Source organism: Streptomyces sp. NPDC051987 (assembly GCF_040680735.1).
Taxonomy (GTDB): domain Bacteria; phylum Actinomycetota; class Actinomycetes; order Streptomycetales; family Streptomycetaceae; genus Streptomyces.
The window spans coordinates 25,033-39,891 of sequence record NZ_JBFAXI010000080.1 but is presented as its reverse complement, the minus strand read 5'-3'; the positions used below and the strand labels follow the sequence as shown (position 1 = coordinate 39,891).

Below are 14,859 nucleotides of genomic sequence, written 5' to 3'. Positions count from 1 at the left end.
CCGCCACGAACGCAAGGCCGTCCACTTCCTGGCCTTCACCAGCATCGCCTGCACCCTCATCTGCTACCGCCGACTCGCCAAATGAGATGACCTCTTACGCAGGTGGACCAGCGTGAGCAGCGTCTGGTCGAAGCAGCCGAGCTTCCGCCAGCGGGTGTTACGCGCGGGACGGTGCTCGTACAGCAGCCAGGCAGCGTGCTCAACGAGCTCGTGCGGGACGTCGAGCGCGGCAGGATACGGAACCGACAGGGCCCCTTCGGACGCCGGTGTGCTGAGTGGAATCACCACGCCGACGACGAGGGGCCCTGCCTCGTCACCACACCCACTGACCAGCCCTTTTCACCCGCCAGCACAGGATGAAAGAGGTTCGATGACATCGGCTCGCCCAGGCCACGCCACGGTCTGGCAGCCGCCACCGGAGTTGCGCCGGTCCGACGCCCCCATCGCCGCCAGTCGAGCCACGCTCGCAAGGTCAGTAGCTCGGGTTCCGCCGACCAGTCGAGGTCCCCGCCCTCTGGCGGGGAACCCGGCGAGCCCTCCTGAGGTGCCGGCCGTCCGAACGCTCTGACGCCACCTGACCTGCCGGCTGACGGCGGCGCGCACCACCGTGTTCACCCCAATACAGGACGCCGCCTGCTGCCAGGGCAAAGCCGATTCCCGCGCCCACCAGAGCGCCGAAGACGCCTCCCGAGGCGAAGCCGAGCACAGCTCCCAGCAGCAGCGCCATCAGCGAGGCACGGATGAAATACCTGCGGATCCTCTCGTCCACTCAATCATCACCGCCTTTCACAGGTGCCTCTGCCCCGCGCTGCGGCGGCTAACCGTCGGCTCGTCACATAGGGTGAAAGAGCGGCAAGCGGCAATGTCGTCGCGCAGGCCCAGGAGCAACACCCGTACCGCCGACCGGAGTCGCCTGTAAGGCGATGAGGGTGTCCTCGTCCGCGGCCGCCATCCCGACCACCACATACCCCGGCCCCGCGATGTGTTTCCCCCCACCGTGGAGGGGCTCAGCAGCGAGCCGCCTCTCACATGCCCATGCTCCGACGAGTGCCGTGAAACGCGAGGACGCCGAGCGATCCGAGGGATTCGCCGATGGCGGTAAACGTCGCCCGGACGCGCTGGGGTTATGACTGCCGACCGCCGAACTGCCAGTTGTGCACCTCAATGTCGGCGTACCGGTTCCGGGTCAGGATGGCGCGTGCCGCGTCCGGGTCGGGGTGCCCGGAGCAACGCCGCCGTGCCCAGCCAGGTAGCGCCGTCGTCGGACAGCAGCGGCCCGTAGGGGATCAAGTCGCCCCGGTCGGGTGGCGCCGCGAGGTCAGCGGCATGTCCGGATCCGAGGCCGAGCACCAGGTACCGGTTGCCGCCGGTGCGGCCGCCGGGGAAGTCCCACATGGTGCGCCCCAGCGTGTTGCCGACTGCGTACGAGGAGGGTGAGGACGGCGCAGACGAGGGCCGAGGCGTAGCAGACGGAGATGACGGCGGCGACCGGTGGACGCGCCGCCATCGCGGTGGCCCACGCGGCGCGCGACGCCGGTCTCACTCCGGCCGCCCTGGCCTGATCCGGCTCAGTGCGCGACGCGGTAACGGTGCTCGGGGCGTCCGGTGGCTCCGTAGCGCAGTTCGAGCCGGACCATGTCCTCCTTGACCAGGTAGGAGAGATAGCGCTGGGCCGTGGCACGGGAGACCCCGGTGCGTTCGGCGGCTTCCGCGGCGGCCAGCGCGTCGTGCGCGGTGCGCAGTGTCCGGTGCAGCAGGCTCAATGTCGGACCCTCGGCGCGGTCAGCGCTTGTTCCGGCAACTCCCCAGCACCACCGCAGGCAGCGGCTCTCGGGCTCCGCACCGAGCGACAAGCTCATGGTCGGCGGCATCGACAAGCAGATCTACCTGCCCTATCAGCTCGCCCAGAACCTCGGCTTCTACAAGAAGTACGGCATCTCATCCTGGCCGGGGTCAGGAGCAAGGTGCGCGTAGCCGAGGTGTCGTGATCACCACAGGGACGACCGGAGTGGCTCGCCACCGTGCCGGACGGCTGCCGACCGCACTGGCCGGCACAACGCGCTCGCGGTCGGCCTGGTCGCCGCGCTCGGTTCCTTCCTCACCGCGTCGCAGCCGACCATGACCCAGCGCGCCGTGCGTCTCCGTGGACTGGCAGGACAGGTGCACCGGCGCCGACCCGCGTACATGTTCCTGGTGGACACGACCCCGGGCACCCGCACCGGTGCCCACCACGGCGGGGCAGGCGAGTACCAGTCACTCCCCGTCGGCGGCGGCCAGTCGGTCGGTGTCGCTGTCCAGCGTGGCCCGGTGGGTGACGGGCATCGCGCCCGCGGCGGCCAACACCACCAGGGCGATGACCGGTTGTGTGGACCGGCTGCGCCCAGGGAGATCGGCAGGCTCGCGGTCGTGTTCACGGCGGTCACCTCCCCTGCCGTCCGTCGGGTGCCACGTACGCCCGTACGCCCGATGACTGCGGGCCTCGCCGCGGGCCGGGCACGCTTGCCGTGCGGCGGGTTCAGCCCGTCCTGCGCTCGCGGACCTGCGCGTAGGCCATGAGACCCAGAAGGATCGCCAGCAGGACCGCGGAGGAGCCGGCTGTGCCGAGGTTCAGACCGCCCTTGGCGACCGGCTTGGTCAGGAAGTCGCCCGCGGTGGCGCCGAGCGGGCGGGTGAGGACGAACGCGATCCAGAAGAGCAGGACGTTCGGCACCGCGGGCACCTTCATCAGCAGGACCAGGACGGCGAGCAGCCCGGACACGAGCAGCGCGCCGCCGGCGTAGCCGAGGCCGGAGCTGTCGGAGAGGAAGTCGCCCATGGATGTGCCGAGTGTGTTGGAGACGAGGATCGCCGACCAGAACAGGGCCTCGCCGCGGAAGGTGACGATGTCGCGGATCTGGAAGGTCATGCCGGTCAGCCTCCAGACGGCGAAGATGACCAGCAGGATCGAGATGAGGATCGCCGCCCCAGTGGGGTAGCCGAGACCGAGACCCTGCGGTCCCCAGCCGAGCGACGTGGCGCCGCCCGAGAGGTACTTGGCGCTGGCGTCGCGGTTCATGAAGTCGGACATGGTGGTGCCGGCCATGCTGGTCGACAGGATGACCGTCCAGTAGAAGAACGGGTTGTAGCGGCGGGACCTGAGCTGGACGACGAGTGTCACCACGAAGATCAGGAACAGGACGACCGTGGTGAGGAAGTAGCCCAGTTTCAGGGTCTGGGAGAAGAGGTCTCCGGCGGTCTCGCCCAGTGTCGTCGCCGCGATCTTCATGATCCAGAAGGCGAGGGTGACTTCGGGCAGTTTCTTCATCACCGACTTCGACGTGCTCGCGACATCAAGGTCGGTGACGACTTTCGGCTGCTGCAAGGTGGGGGGCTCCTTTTGTGGTCGTGGGCAGGGCGTTCGTCCGCGGTGGGGGCGAGCGTCATGCCGGAGGGCGACCTCGACGAGGCGTTCGCGATCAACGACCTTGGCAGCGTCCACCTGAACGGATCCTGAATGCCTGCCCCGTCCCTGATCAGGCGGCGTGGCGTACGGTGGGCTGCGGCTGCGCGACGTCCCTCCGGGTCACCGCCAGATACACCACCACGCCGAGGATGACACCGAGGAACAGCGCGCCCGTGACGACCGTGCCCAGGCCGGCTCCGCCGTCACCGGCCGGTCGGGAGAGGCAGTCGCCGATGGATGCGCCGAGCGGGCGAGTGAGGATGTAGACGGTCCAGAAACTCCCCACCGCGTCCAGGTCGAGCGCGAAGTGCGCGAGGGCGACGGCGGCGATGACCAGACCGAAGAGGACCGCGGACAGCCAGTGGCGGAAGTTCATCCGCTCTGACACCAGCTCACCGGCGGCAGTGCCGAACGCGAAGGTGAGCAGGACGACGGCCCAGTAGAAGGACTCACGGCCCGGCGTGTCGATGCTGTGGAGGGACACGGTCCGCTCGCGGCGGTACCAGACCAAGAAGACGACCACGAGCACGATCGCGAAGAGGATGGAGCTGGCCTCCAGCGGCACCCCCATGGTGTCGGTGAGGTCGTCGCTCACCAGTGTGCCGACGATGCCGACCAGCACGACGACCGGCCAGTACACGACCGCGTGGTAGGAGGCGGTGCGGAACTGTATGGCCAGGACGACCGCCAGCAGCGCGCTCATCAGCACGGACAGTCCGGTGAGGCCGAGCCCGGCCTTCTCGTCGAGCAGGTCGGCCGCGGCCTCACCCGCCGTCGTGCACAGCACTTTGATGATCCAGAAATAGACGGTGACCTCGGGCACCTTGTTCCAGTGCGGCCGGCGGCCCGAGGACACCCCGGCGTCGGCCGATGAGGCCGCCGGGGTCTTCGATGTCTCGTATGCCATGAGACCCGACCGTGCCACGGACCACCTGAACGCAACCTGACCGCCGGGCGGCGTCGGCCGCCCCGCCGTCCACCGCCCGGACCAACCCGTCCGCACCGTGACGCCCGTCGGACGGCGCAGCAGTTCGAGCAGCACCCGTTCGGAAGCGGACGCCTCGGCTGCCACCGTGTCCGGGAACCCGTGCTCCGCGAGAGCATGAACGGCTGTGGCCTCAGGAGAGGCGCCGCCGATCAGGTCCGTCAGCGCATGTCCGTGAGAAGGGTGCGGAGTTCGGTCTCCTGCCGCGCCGGTGACATCGGCGGGTTGGGGTGGTCGATGCCGAAGGTCTTCAGGACCTGGTCCATCTGGGCGTCGAGAAAGGTCCAGCCGGTGTTGTCCAGCGGCTGCAACGTGGCCTGGTCGGCATCCCAGAGGTCTCGCAGCGACTGGGCAGCCGCGTGGGCCCCGTTCGCGTTCCCCGACTGCGCGTCCCTGAGCGAGGTCGACGCGAGTGCCTTCAGCGCGTCGACCTTCGTGGACGGGAACTTCTTCACGGCCTGGCCGGGGGCGAGGTGAACGGTGGAGGTGGCGTCCTCCTCCGGCGCCGGGCCGACGTGCGGCCGAGCGTGCGCCCAGACCAGGAGGCCGACGGTGGCGACGGCGAGGAGGCCGAAGCCCGCCAGCGCGACGCGCTCCCTGCGCGGGTCGGCGGTGATCTGCGGGGTGTGCGTGGCGTCGTAGGTCTCGGTCACGTCGGAACGCGTCACCGTCAGGTAGACGACGGTCGCCAGGATCAGGCCGAGGAAGATCAGGCTGGTGGTGAAGGTGCCCAGCGCAAGGCCGGTCGGCTCGCCCGGCTGGGCGACCTTCGGGGAGGCGAGCCAGTCGCCGATGTTGGCGCCCAGCGGGCGGGTCAGGACGTAGGCGAGCCAGAAGGACAGCACCGGGTTCGCGCCGAACCTCCACAGCAGCGTGATCGCCGCGATGAGGCTTAGCGGCAGCAGGACCGACACCCCCGGGCTCCAGCCGGTGAGTTCGAGGGTCCAGTCGCCGGTCGCGGTGCCGAGCGCGAAGGTGACGAGAACGGTGAGCCAGTAGAACGACTCACGCGGCAGGGTGTTGACCGAGTGGATCGAGAGGGTGCGTTCGCGCAGCCACCACGCGCCGAAGACCACGGCGAGCAGGACCGAGAACACCGTGGTGCTGATCCACAGCGGCACGTTGAGCTGGTCGGTCAGGATGTCGGTGTAGAGCGTGCCCGTGACGCTGACGACGACCACGGTCAGCCAGTACGGAAACGGCACGTACCGCTTCAGCCGCAGCTGGACGCCCAGGACCACGACGAACACCGCGGTGAAGATCCAGGCCGTGTTCACCAGGCCGACGCCCAGCTTCATGTTGATCCAGTCGGCGAAGCTCTCACCGACGGTCGTGCACAGGATCTTGATCACCCAGAACCAGATGGTGACCTCAGGAACCTTGTTCAGCATCAGCCGCCCGCTGCGGCGCGTGCGGGCTTCGCTTGTCGTTGTCATGCGCCGAGGCTGGCCCGGCCAACCTGCACACAACCTGACTACGCGATCGCGTTCGCCTCCGCCGTGGGGAAGGTCACCTCGACGCGACCGTGACCAGCCGCGATCGCACGGACCGCCACTCCCGCGGACGCGGCGAGACGCTTGACCACGGCCAGCCCCAGCCCGTGCCCGTCGCCGCTGGTCACGCCCGCTTCGAAGACCCGGTCGACCTCCGCCGGGTCAAACCCCGGGCCGTCGTCGAGGACATCGATCACGGCTCCCTGGGGCCGGATGCGCCCCGTGACCCAGACGCGCGAAGTCGCGTGCCGCAGACCGTTCTCCAACAGGGGCGACAGCACGGCCACCACGAGTTCGGCTGCCACGGCGACGTCGACGTCGGTCGGGACGGCGAGTTCGATGGAGCGGCCGGCGATCGCCTGGTGCGCCGCCGCCCCGAGATCACAGCGGGTGCCGCCGTCGATCCGCGTCCGGGCGGCACCCAGAATCGTCGTGATCGCCGAGTTCAGGCGGTCGACCTCGGTCAGCACGGACTCCGGTGCCACCAGGTGGCCGGAGAGCTGCGCCAGCTGTGCCTCGCCCCGCAGGGCCGTCAGGGGCGTCCGCAGCTCGTGGGCGATCTCGTCGGTGAGCCGGCGCTCGTCCGCGAGCGTGCTGTCCACGCGGTCGAGCAGACGGTCGAGAGTCCGCCCGAGCTCCCCGAATTCATCCCGCGGAACACCGAGGTCGAATCGGCGCCCGGGTTCGTGATCGCCCCACTCGTCGGCAAGCGCGGCCATGTCGTGGACCACCCGCAGCGCACGCCTCACCACCAGGTACGCGACGACGCCGGCGAGCAGGATCGCGATGCCGCCCAGCATGAGCGACATCGTCAGACTGCGTTGCTCCGACGTCTCGTACGGCGTCAGATCCACCCGCACGACCACCATGACGTGGTGGCCTTCCAGCCGGATGGGCTGGGCGTACAGAAGGTGCCCGGCGACGGTGGTGGTCTGGGACTGTCCGGAGCTGACGAGCGCGTCAACGCGGTCGAGGACGCTGCCCGGCACGATTCCGTCGATGAGGTGCCCGTCGGCGTACACCCACGAGACCGTGTCCAGCGCTTCGTTGCCGCCCTCGATCAGCACGACGTGGCCACCGCGTACGGCCACGTTCGCCGCCACCGCCTCCGCACGTGTGCGCGCCAGAGCGTTCGCGTCGGCGTCGGTCACCTGGCTCAGCAGCACGTGCGAGACCACCACCAGCACAGCGACCACCGCCGTCGCGATCAGAACCGCCAGCGCGACGACCCGGCCGCGGAAACCCGTCACTCCCATCGATAGCCCACCCCGCGGACCGTCGCCAGGCGATCGGCCACGCCCAGCGCACCGAGTTTCGTCCGCAGCCGGCGAACGAACGAATCAAGGGTGTTGTCGCTGACCTGCGCGCCGTGCGGCCAGCCCGCGGCGACGAGGGCGTGGCGGCGTACCGCGTCACCCTGCGAGGCGATGAGCCTGCCCAGCAACCGGAACTCGGTCGGCGTCAGGCTCTCGCTCGTCGAACCGTGGGTCACGACATGTTTCGCCGGGTCGAGAACGACGCCCCTCGCTGGGGTCGTCGCGGTTGTTCTGCGCAGCAGAGCGCGGACCCTCACCAGCAACTCCGGAATGTCGAACGGCTTCGTCATGTAGTCGTCGGCTCCCGCCTCGAAGCCGCCCACCTTGTGATGCATGCCGTCCAGAGCGGTGAGCATCAGCACCGGGGCATCGACGCCACGGGTCCGCAGCGCCAGACAGACATCGCGGCCGTCGGCGTCCGGAAGCCCCAGATCCAGGACGATCAGGTGAGGGAGCGGCTCAAGCTGCCGCAACAGGCTGTCCGCGGTGGAAGCGACGGCAACCGCATGGCCGTCGTGCTCGAGTGCACGCTTGAGGACGTCACGGACCGCTGCGTCATCCTCACACACCACAATGAAAGCCACAGGCCGACCCTTGATACTCCAGCGACAGTTCTCAGTTTTCTGGGCGGCCCCGTGTACTGGACGACCACCGGCACGGAGCGGAGTACTGCCCGCTTCCCGCGACGCGACCACGGTACGCCCTGCCTTTACGTGATGTAGTAGCCGCTCGGGAATCGTCCGCTGCCTCACATGTCGCCGGGCGGCCGGGATGGACGGGCGAGGTGACGCCCTGGCTGTCTCCCCCACGGGCACGTCCTACAACAGGATGCTGCGGCGGCTCGGCGGTGCTGAGCGCGTGGCACTGCTCGCCCACGAGCGGGCGCACCTGCGCGGGCGTCACCGCGTCTTCCAGAGCGTGTGGCGGCTCACGGCTGCACCGAACCCGTTGCTGCGGCGGGTGGCGCGCGGGCGACTTCGTCCTGGAGGGCTGGGCCGACGAGGAGGCCGCCGAGCAGGTCGGTGACCGTACGGTCGTCGGCCCACGCCGTGGGCCGCGCAGCCCTGGCATCCGCCGGTGCGTCCCGTCGCGCTGCCCGCGACCGGCGGGGCGGTGCCCCAGAGGGCATGGGCCCTGCTGGCCCCGCCGCCCGGCCACCCCGGCCACCCCGGCCACCCCGGCCACCCCGGCCACCCCGGCCACCGGAGCCTGCCCCTGCTGGCGGGCGGTCTGCTGCTCGCGATCTGCTGCGCGAGCCTGGCCAACGCCGCCTCGGACAGCGACCGCATGCTGGACAGCATCATCCTACGCGGCCTGAGATCACCTCGGCCCCGTTCAGCGGCTGACCAATGGCTGTGACCACTCACACGGCTCGTTCCATGCAGACCAGCTGGTCTCGTTCGTCCCACGATTCGGTGACGCTGAATCCGAGCCGCTCGTACAGGGCGATCGCGCCTGCCCGCCACTTCCACACCGACAGCCGCACCCCGCTGGCGCCGCTTTCCGCAGCATGCACGAGCGCGGCGCTGACCAGGCTGGACGCGATGCCCCGTCCCCGGAACGCCGGGTCCGTCCAGAGCCTCTTGACCTCGGACCGTCCGTCGACCGAGGCGGTCACCACCAGGCAGCCCACCGCGATGTCTCCGTTCAACGCCAGCAGTACAACATCGTCGACGAACACGGCCTGTGGATTCGCGATCTCTCCCCGGTATCGGTCCGGCAACCCCTCCACACCGGCGACGGCCTCACCCTTCTCGGCCTGTGTCTGCAGATGGTAGGCCGCCAGCAGCTCTGCCGGCCCGACCGGGGCGGAAGGGACCTGACCTGGCCAGCGGACGATGGCAACCTCGCGTTGATCAGTCATGACGTGAGCATCGCATGACACAGGGCAGGACCAGAACGAGTATCTTGATCCGTTTTCGGTACACGCCTTAGCTTGATCTTTAACCTGCGCGGCGAGGTCGTAGGGTGGTTGCTTGGGCCGGGCAGGTGGTCTTGGGGCGGATGTGCCGAAAGCCGCGGCGGACACGGGCGGGGGTGAGCCTGCCCGGGGAGACCGACCTTTCCCATGGCCGTCGCAGATCGGCTGCCAGTGGGCGGGCGAGCCGCGGCTGGTGCAGGCGGCCAGGATCAGCCAGGTCCAGTGGTCCGCGGCCTCGGGGCTGCGGATCTTCGGGCAGGGGGTGGCACCGCTGGGCAGGTGGTCGATGTCCGGGCGGATCACGGTGCCCTCGACGATGGGGAGGGTGCCGTCGGCCGCGGCCCAGGAGGAGCGGTGGGTCAGCCTGGCGTGGAGCCGGTCCCAGGAGCGGACGGTGGCGGTGCCGTAGAGACGGGTGTCGGTGATGGTTTCGGTGTCCAGGGTGCCCCAGGTGTCGGGCTGGCCGAGGACGAACTCACCGCCGTGCCGGGGTGGACGTCCCCAGGTCCCGGGTTGGCGGGGCGGAACGGCCCTGCGCGGAACCCGGTCCGAGCGCATCCTCGCCAGCACCTGCACCGGCAGATCCCGCAGGAGGAAGGCCAGGCGGGGTGCGTCGTAGCCGGCGTCAGCGACGATGAGGATGTCCGATCGCCGGTCTGCCACTGCCCTGCGGTGATCAGCCGCTGCAGCAGATCGCGCAGTTGGCGGGCGGTGACGACGGCGGTGTCGTCGCCGGGTGCCAGACGTAGTGCGTTCAGGGGGCGGTCCACGAGCTGCGGCCGGGCTCGAGCGCGCACACGTCGAGTAGCGCCAGCCCGGGACGGGGATGTGCTGGTCCTTGCCTCGGCCGTAGGTGTGGCACAGGATCCTCTGGGGTGAGGTGTGGGCGTCGGGTCGCAGCCAGCAGGTGATGTCGATGGCCAGGACCAGCCGGCCGTCGGCAGCCCGTGGCAGGGGCACCGCGGCCAGTGCCCGCCGCAGCCGGCCGGTGTCGATGCGGCCGCGGGCCGGCGCAGCGTAGAGCCCTCCGTGGCCGCGGCGGTGTCCGCCCACCAGCGACAGCTCGACCAGTGATTTCACCGGCCCGTCGCCGCACAACACGGCAACGGCCAGCTCGAACAGCGCGTCCGAACGAGCGGTGAGGCAGGAGTAGAACTCACCCCGGAAGCATGGCAGTTCAGCCAACGACGCTCTCAGGGCATCGCGATGCAGCAGACTCATCCTCACGGCCTTCGCGCTGGACGTGTGTGTTCTTTGGTCGGAGCACATGTTCAGCCGAAGGCCGCTTCGGTGTATGCCGGTTACCGAACCGAGTGATCAAGTTCGACGCACCATTCGACACCATGCGGCGCGCGGGCCAGGCCGCAGCACCCTCAGCCCAGCATGCCCGAGGGGCGACCGACTGGGATGCGCGCAGGCTGCTCCGGCGCGGCCGGAATACCCGGGAACTGCGGTTTCAGGTCGGTTCCAGGTCCGTTTCAGCCCCTGGTGCGAAGCTTCCACGCCTGGCCGGTCGAACCGCACCGGCCATCTCGACACCGATCCGAAGCCGCGGCACGTGCGCCCTTCCGTTCACGGGGTGCCACGTACGTGGGTGCCGCGATCATCCTCACCGACAAACGGTGAGTACGAGAAAGAGGCGGAAGAAGTATGTTCAAACGGCGCAGACTGTTCGCGCTTGTGGTCGCAATACTGGCCGCGCTGGGCATCGCCCTGGCCGGCACACCCGCACAGGCCGCGAGTACCACGGAAATCTGGATATTGAACACGAGGGCATGTCTCGACAACGCCACCGAGAACGCCGGGAAGCTGCAGATGTGGAACTGCACCGGCGGAGCCGAGCAGCAGTGGGCGGAGCTGTTCAACAACCAGACCGGCACTGTCATGTTCGTCAACCAGAACACGCAATGGTGCATCACCGCACCGTCGGGGGCGGGATCGGTGGTGATGAGGCCCTGCGACACCTCGGCGCCCACCCAGCAATGGGGCACCGCTCTTACGTCCACCCCCGTGGGGCAGCCCACAGCTCTGTTCTTCGTGATAAAGAGCGCCGCAAGCGGGCTCTGCCTCTGGACGAACACCGTGGCCAACGGCACAGTTCCCTCGATGGCCGGCTGCGGTCCCGACGGCAGTTTCAACGAGCGGTGGATTCTCACCTAGAGGCCACCGCGTCGGGACCGTGACCGGGACGGGGGCCGGGGAGCGCCAGGCTCCAAGCCGGTGAAGGCGCTTCGGGGTTCACCCCCGACCTTGGGTGAACCTCGAAGCTTCATCGCCGAGCGACCACGCGGAACGCGCGCCAGCCGATCAGGGTTCGAGAGCCCGGGCCGAGCCCCGTGGCGTAGCCAGGAACTGACACAACACGCGGCACACCATGATCTCTCGGTGGGCCGCCAAAAGAGGAGAGTTGTTCTGGCTCGGCCACGGGTTGCGCCTGGCCGAGACCTGCGACGATGCGGCCGACACCGCAGACCGGGCTGCGCGGCAGGCTTCGCCTTTGGTGCCGCCACCCCGAAGATCACCGAGAGCGTCCCGAACGTGGGACAGTGCCCCGGATTTATTTTCCCGCTCTCCGGTTGTTGGAGGACGATAAGCGGTGATCGAGAAGTTTCACAGCGCTCTGCAGTCCCTCCGGAACTCTGCCGCGATTCTCGCGGATTTTGGCTCGCAGCGGGGTCGCATCTGCGTGGCCCAGTTCTTCGAAGATGGTCAGGGCCTGGGCCCAGGCGTCGTAGGCGGCGTCGGAATCTGCGGCATCGTGGTGGGTGTCGCCGAGGTAGGCGAAGGCGGTGGCTTCGCTGTGACGGTCGCCAGTGACGCGGAACAGGTCGAGGGCTTGCCTGTAGCAGTCGACGGCTTCCCCGTACTGGCCGAGGCTGCGGCGGATGTAACCGAGGCTGTCCCAGGTGTGGGCCTCTCCGTTGGGGTCGCCGATCTCCTGGATCAGGGCGAGGGCCCGCAGACAGTGTGAGAGAGCCTGCCGGTGGTCCCCGAGCTTGGTGTGGTACCACCCGAGATGGTTGAGGGCGATGGCCTGGCCGCCCCGGTCGTCGACGGCCCGGTAGTGCACGAGCGTCCGGTGTGCGTGGTCGAGCGCTTCCTGGTAGTCGCCGCGTGCCGAGGACATCCGGCCGAGGTTCTGGTGGATGCGGGCCTGGCCGGCATGGTTGCCCATTTCGTCGAACAGTTCCAGTGCGAGCGAGTAGTGGGCGTGGGCCTCCTCTGTGTGGCCCTGCCGGTCCTCGGCGAGCCCGAGCCCGCGGTGGGCGTTGGCCCGCGCGGTCCTGTCGTTCCGGTGACGGGCGAGGTTCAGGACGGTGGTGTGGGCGGCCGCCAGCGCGGGCCACTGCCCCTGCCGGTCGAGGAAGGTGTTGAGGGTCGAGGCGAGTTGCCAGGCATGGGCGGCCAGGTCGGCGGGGCTCTGCTCGACGGCTGCGAGGAGGACGGGATGCTCGGCAGTGAACCACGCGAGTGCCTGCCGGTGGTCCGTGAGTGTCTCGGGGGCGGAACCCGGCCGGGCGGGGGACAGGGTGATCGGGTCACGCCTGCGGGTCAGCAGCCCGTCGGCGGTGTAGGCGGTGTGCAGATAGTGGTCGAACATCCGGTGGACCGCCGCGCGCCGGGACTCGTCACTGTCTTGCGTGGCGACCAGTTCTGCCGCATAGGCGCGGAGCAGATCGTGGAAGACGTACCGGCCGGCGGTGTGTTCGGTGAGCAGATGCCCATCGGCCAGTTCCGCCATCAGAGACCGGGCCCGCGCCGTCGGCACACCGGCCAGGCCGCCTGCGGCGCGGATTCCTACATCGGGTCCGGGGTGGAGACCCAGAAGCCGGAAGAGGCGTGCGGCGTCGGCGCTCAGTGTCCGGTACGACCAGGAGAACACCTCCCGCACCCGGCTGACCGAGTCCCCTGCGTCCAGAGCATTCAGGCGCCCGTCGGGCTCCCGTAACTCGGCGGCGAACATGGCGAGCGGGACTCGGGGCTGCGCTGCGGCACGAGCGGCCACGATCGCCAGCGCAAGAGGCAGCCTGGCGCACAGGTCACCGATCTCCCGCGCGGCGGTGGGTTCGGCGGCCACCCGTCGGGCACCGAGCCTTGCAGCGAGCAGGTCCTGGGCCTCCTCCGGAGTGAGCATGTCAATGGCCAACAGGTGGGCGCCCTCGGTCACGGCCAGGCTGGTGAGCCGATGACGGCTGGTGACCAGTGCCAGGCAGTTCGCCGAGCCCGGCAGGAGAGGACGGACCTGCTCGGCGTCGCGGGCATTGTCGAGCACGATCAGCACCCGCCGACCGGCCAGCAGACTGCGGTAGAGCCCGACCTGAGCGTCGAGGCCGGAGGGAACACGGGCCGGCGGCACGCCAAGGGCGCCCAGGAATCCGGGCATCACCTCGGCAGGGTCGGCCACGGAGCCGCCGGGATCGAACCCGCGCAGATTCACATAGAGCTGCCCATCGGGAAAGGACCCCCGTACCCGGTGCGCCCAGTGCACAGCCAGTGCGGTCTTGCCCACTCCGGCCGTACCCGACACCGCTGAGATGACCGCTACACCACCACGCGCCGGGCCTGCCGCCGTATCGCCGGGAAGAAGTTCCTCGAGTCGGGCCAGCTCTCTGTCACGCCCGCTGAACGAGGCGATGGCGAGTGGTAGCTGGGCCGGTACGAAGAGCTCGGCTGGGGCCGTGTCGGTCGGGGCCAGGGCCGATGGCGGGTCCAGAGACGGGTCCTGGCGCAGGATGGCGGCGAGCAACTCACGCAGCGCCAGGCTGGGTTCGATGCCGAGTTCCGCATCCAGGGTTCGACGCAGCTCCTGGTAGGTCGCCAGCGCGTCGGCCTGTCGGCCAGCGCGGTAGAGGGCCAGTATCAGCAGCCGGTGGATCTCCTCATGCAACGGGTGCTCGCCGCGCAGTCGCTCCAGTTCCGTCACGAGCTGGGCGTGCTCGCCGAGTGCGAGCCGAGCCTGTATGAGGCTTTCTTGTGCGTGCAGGTAGAGGTGGTCGAGCCGTCGTGCGTGATCGTCGAACCACGGCAGATCAGCGAGGTCGGCCAGCGGCCTGCCACGCCAGAGGCCAACAGCGGTTTGCAGCCGGGCTGCGCCCTCGCGGGGGTCGGCGCACCGGGTTCCGTCACGGATCAGGCGTTCGGCGATCTGAACGTCGGTTGCTTCGCCGGCGACCTCCAGGGCGTAGCCGGGCGGGCGGGCGCGAATCGCGGCCCTGTCGCCGAGCGCCCCGCGGAGGAAGGACAGGTGCGACTGCAAGGTGTTTCCCGAGGTCGCCGGCGGCGTATCGCCCCAGACGATCTCGATGAGCAGATCGGTACTGACGACCTGAGCAGGCTGCAACGCCAGGGCAGCCAAGACGGCCTTGCGGCGTTGGCCGGGCACCGCGCGCACCGCCCCGTCAACGACGACATCGACCGGTCCGAGCAGTCTCACCTTCATGGTGCTTCGCCCCCCGGAACCGCCTCGAACGCTGGGCAGGACTTCTGACACTGTAGAGGGCGTATGCGAGCGGGTAGGTGATTTATCGTCACCTGTACGTGCGCACCGCCCGGTCAGCGCTCATCAGGGCCGGTACGAGATGCGGGTCCCGGTCGGGGTGCTGCTTGCCTTCGATGGTCTTGGCGCCGGCCTGCCGGCTCCACCAGTGCCGGCAGCGCGGGCCGCAGTCCCGGATCAAGGTTCGCGGCCTTCTTCCGACCAC

Annotated in this window: 12 protein-coding genes and 3 pseudogenes; 2 read left to right on the top strand and 13 right to left on the bottom strand. The window is 69.3% G+C overall.

What is annotated here, in order from left to right:
* Positions 1 to 93 precede the first annotated feature (93 nt).
* From AB0M11_RS31550 to AB0M11_RS31510, 9 genes and pseudogenes are all read right to left on the bottom strand, one after another.
* A pseudogene (locus AB0M11_RS31550) lies at positions 94 to 288 on the bottom strand (IS5/IS1182 family transposase); the annotation flags it as partial.
* Between the two features lie 544 nt (positions 289 to 832).
* Positions 833 to 1,165 (bottom strand): DUF6207 family protein, encoded by a 333-nt coding sequence (locus tag AB0M11_RS31545; RefSeq protein WP_365711505.1) that lies wholly within the window; start codon positions 1,163 to 1,165, stop codon positions 833 to 835.
* Positions 1,125 to 1,413 (bottom strand): annotated as a pseudogene (locus AB0M11_RS31540) (hypothetical protein); the annotation flags it as partial. The pseudogene AB0M11_RS31540 and the gene AB0M11_RS31545, both read right to left, overlap by 41 nt.
* Positions 1,414 to 1,568: 155 nt before the next feature.
* Positions 1,569 to 1,763 (bottom strand): helix-turn-helix domain-containing protein, encoded by a 195-nt coding sequence (locus AB0M11_RS31535; protein WP_365711503.1) that lies wholly within the window; start codon positions 1,761 to 1,763, stop codon positions 1,569 to 1,571.
* A gap of 752 nt (positions 1,764 to 2,515) precedes the next feature.
* Positions 2,516 to 3,361 (bottom strand): hypothetical protein, encoded by an 846-nt coding sequence (locus AB0M11_RS31530; RefSeq protein WP_365711501.1) that lies wholly within the window; start codon positions 3,359 to 3,361, stop codon positions 2,516 to 2,518.
* Between the two features lie 151 nt (positions 3,362 to 3,512).
* Positions 3,513 to 4,349 (bottom strand): hypothetical protein, encoded by an 837-nt coding sequence (locus AB0M11_RS31525; RefSeq protein WP_365711499.1) that lies wholly within the window; start codon positions 4,347 to 4,349, stop codon positions 3,513 to 3,515.
* Between the two features lie 239 nt (positions 4,350 to 4,588).
* On the bottom strand, positions 4,589 to 5,863 hold the full coding sequence (locus tag AB0M11_RS31520) for a hypothetical protein (protein WP_365711497.1): 1,275 nt from the start codon (positions 5,861 to 5,863) through the stop codon (positions 4,589 to 4,591).
* Between the two features lie 38 nt (positions 5,864 to 5,901).
* Positions 5,902 to 7,176, bottom strand: a complete 1,275-nt coding sequence (locus AB0M11_RS31515; protein ID WP_365711495.1) for a HAMP domain-containing sensor histidine kinase — start codon at positions 7,174 to 7,176, stop codon at positions 5,902 to 5,904.
* Complete coding sequence (locus tag AB0M11_RS31510) at positions 7,167 to 7,820, bottom strand: response regulator transcription factor (RefSeq protein ID WP_365711493.1); 654 nt, start codon at positions 7,818 to 7,820, stop codon at positions 7,167 to 7,169. Before AB0M11_RS31510 ends, AB0M11_RS31515 begins: the two co-directional genes overlap by 10 nt.
* Positions 7,821 to 8,313: 493 nt before the next feature.
* On the opposite strand from AB0M11_RS31510, the gene AB0M11_RS31505 reads away from it, so the two are divergent.
* Positions 8,314 to 8,595, top strand: coding sequence for a hypothetical protein (locus tag AB0M11_RS31505; RefSeq protein WP_365711491.1), 282 nt, complete (start codon positions 8,314 to 8,316; stop codon positions 8,593 to 8,595).
* A 4-nt stretch (positions 8,596 to 8,599) separates the two neighbouring features.
* Here the strand turns inward: AB0M11_RS31505 and AB0M11_RS31500 are convergent, their stop codons facing one another.
* Positions 8,600 to 9,100 carry a GNAT family N-acetyltransferase gene (locus AB0M11_RS31500; RefSeq protein WP_365711509.1) on the bottom strand — a complete coding sequence of 167 codons (501 nt, stop codon included), beginning with the start codon at positions 9,098 to 9,100 and terminating at the stop codon, positions 8,600 to 8,602.
* A 489-nt stretch (positions 9,101 to 9,589) separates the two neighbouring features.
* Positions 9,590 to 10,378: pseudogene (locus AB0M11_RS31495) on the bottom strand (transposase); the annotation flags it as partial.
* A gap of 429 nt (positions 10,379 to 10,807) precedes the next feature.
* Between AB0M11_RS31495 and AB0M11_RS31490 the strand changes: the two are divergent.
* Positions 10,808 to 11,317, top strand: coding sequence for an RICIN domain-containing protein (locus AB0M11_RS31490; RefSeq protein ID WP_365711489.1), 510 nt, complete (start codon positions 10,808 to 10,810; stop codon positions 11,315 to 11,317).
* Positions 11,318 to 11,714: 397 nt separating this feature from the next.
* On the opposite strand, the gene AB0M11_RS31485 is transcribed toward AB0M11_RS31490, so the two are convergent.
* Together AB0M11_RS31485 and AB0M11_RS31480 are read right to left on the bottom strand one after the other, a co-directional pair.
* Positions 11,715 to 14,597, bottom strand: coding sequence for a BTAD domain-containing putative transcriptional regulator (locus AB0M11_RS31485; protein WP_365711487.1), 2,883 nt, complete (start codon positions 14,595 to 14,597; stop codon positions 11,715 to 11,717).
* Between the two features lie 88 nt (positions 14,598 to 14,685).
* Positions 14,686 to 14,835: a hypothetical protein gene (locus AB0M11_RS31480; protein ID WP_365711513.1), complete on the bottom strand. Its 150-nt coding sequence runs from the start codon at positions 14,833 to 14,835 to the stop codon at positions 14,686 to 14,688.
* Positions 14,836 to 14,859 lie beyond the last annotated feature (24 nt).

Excerpts from the sequence above, each read along its gene's own strand:
- AB0M11_RS31525 (WP_365711499.1), bottom strand. The coding sequence starts at position 4,349 with ATGGCATACGAGACATCGAAGACCCCGGCGGCCTCATCGGCCGACGCC.
- AB0M11_RS31520 (WP_365711497.1), bottom strand. The coding sequence starts at position 5,863 with ATGACAACGACAAGCGAAGCCCGCACGCGCCGCAGCGGGCGGCTGATG.
- AB0M11_RS31515 (WP_365711495.1), bottom strand. The coding sequence starts at position 7,176 with ATGGGAGTGACGGGTTTCCGCGGCCGGGTCGTCGCGCTGGCGGTTCTG.
- AB0M11_RS31500 (WP_365711509.1), bottom strand. The coding sequence starts at position 9,100 with ATGACTGATCAACGCGAGGTTGCCATCGTCCGCTGGCCAGGTCAGGTC.
- AB0M11_RS31490 (WP_365711489.1), top strand. The coding sequence starts at position 10,808 with ATGTTCAAACGGCGCAGACTGTTCGCGCTTGTGGTCGCAATACTGGCC.
- AB0M11_RS31485 (WP_365711487.1), bottom strand. The coding sequence starts at position 14,597 with ATGAAGGTGAGACTGCTCGGACCGGTCGATGTCGTCGTTGACGGGGCG.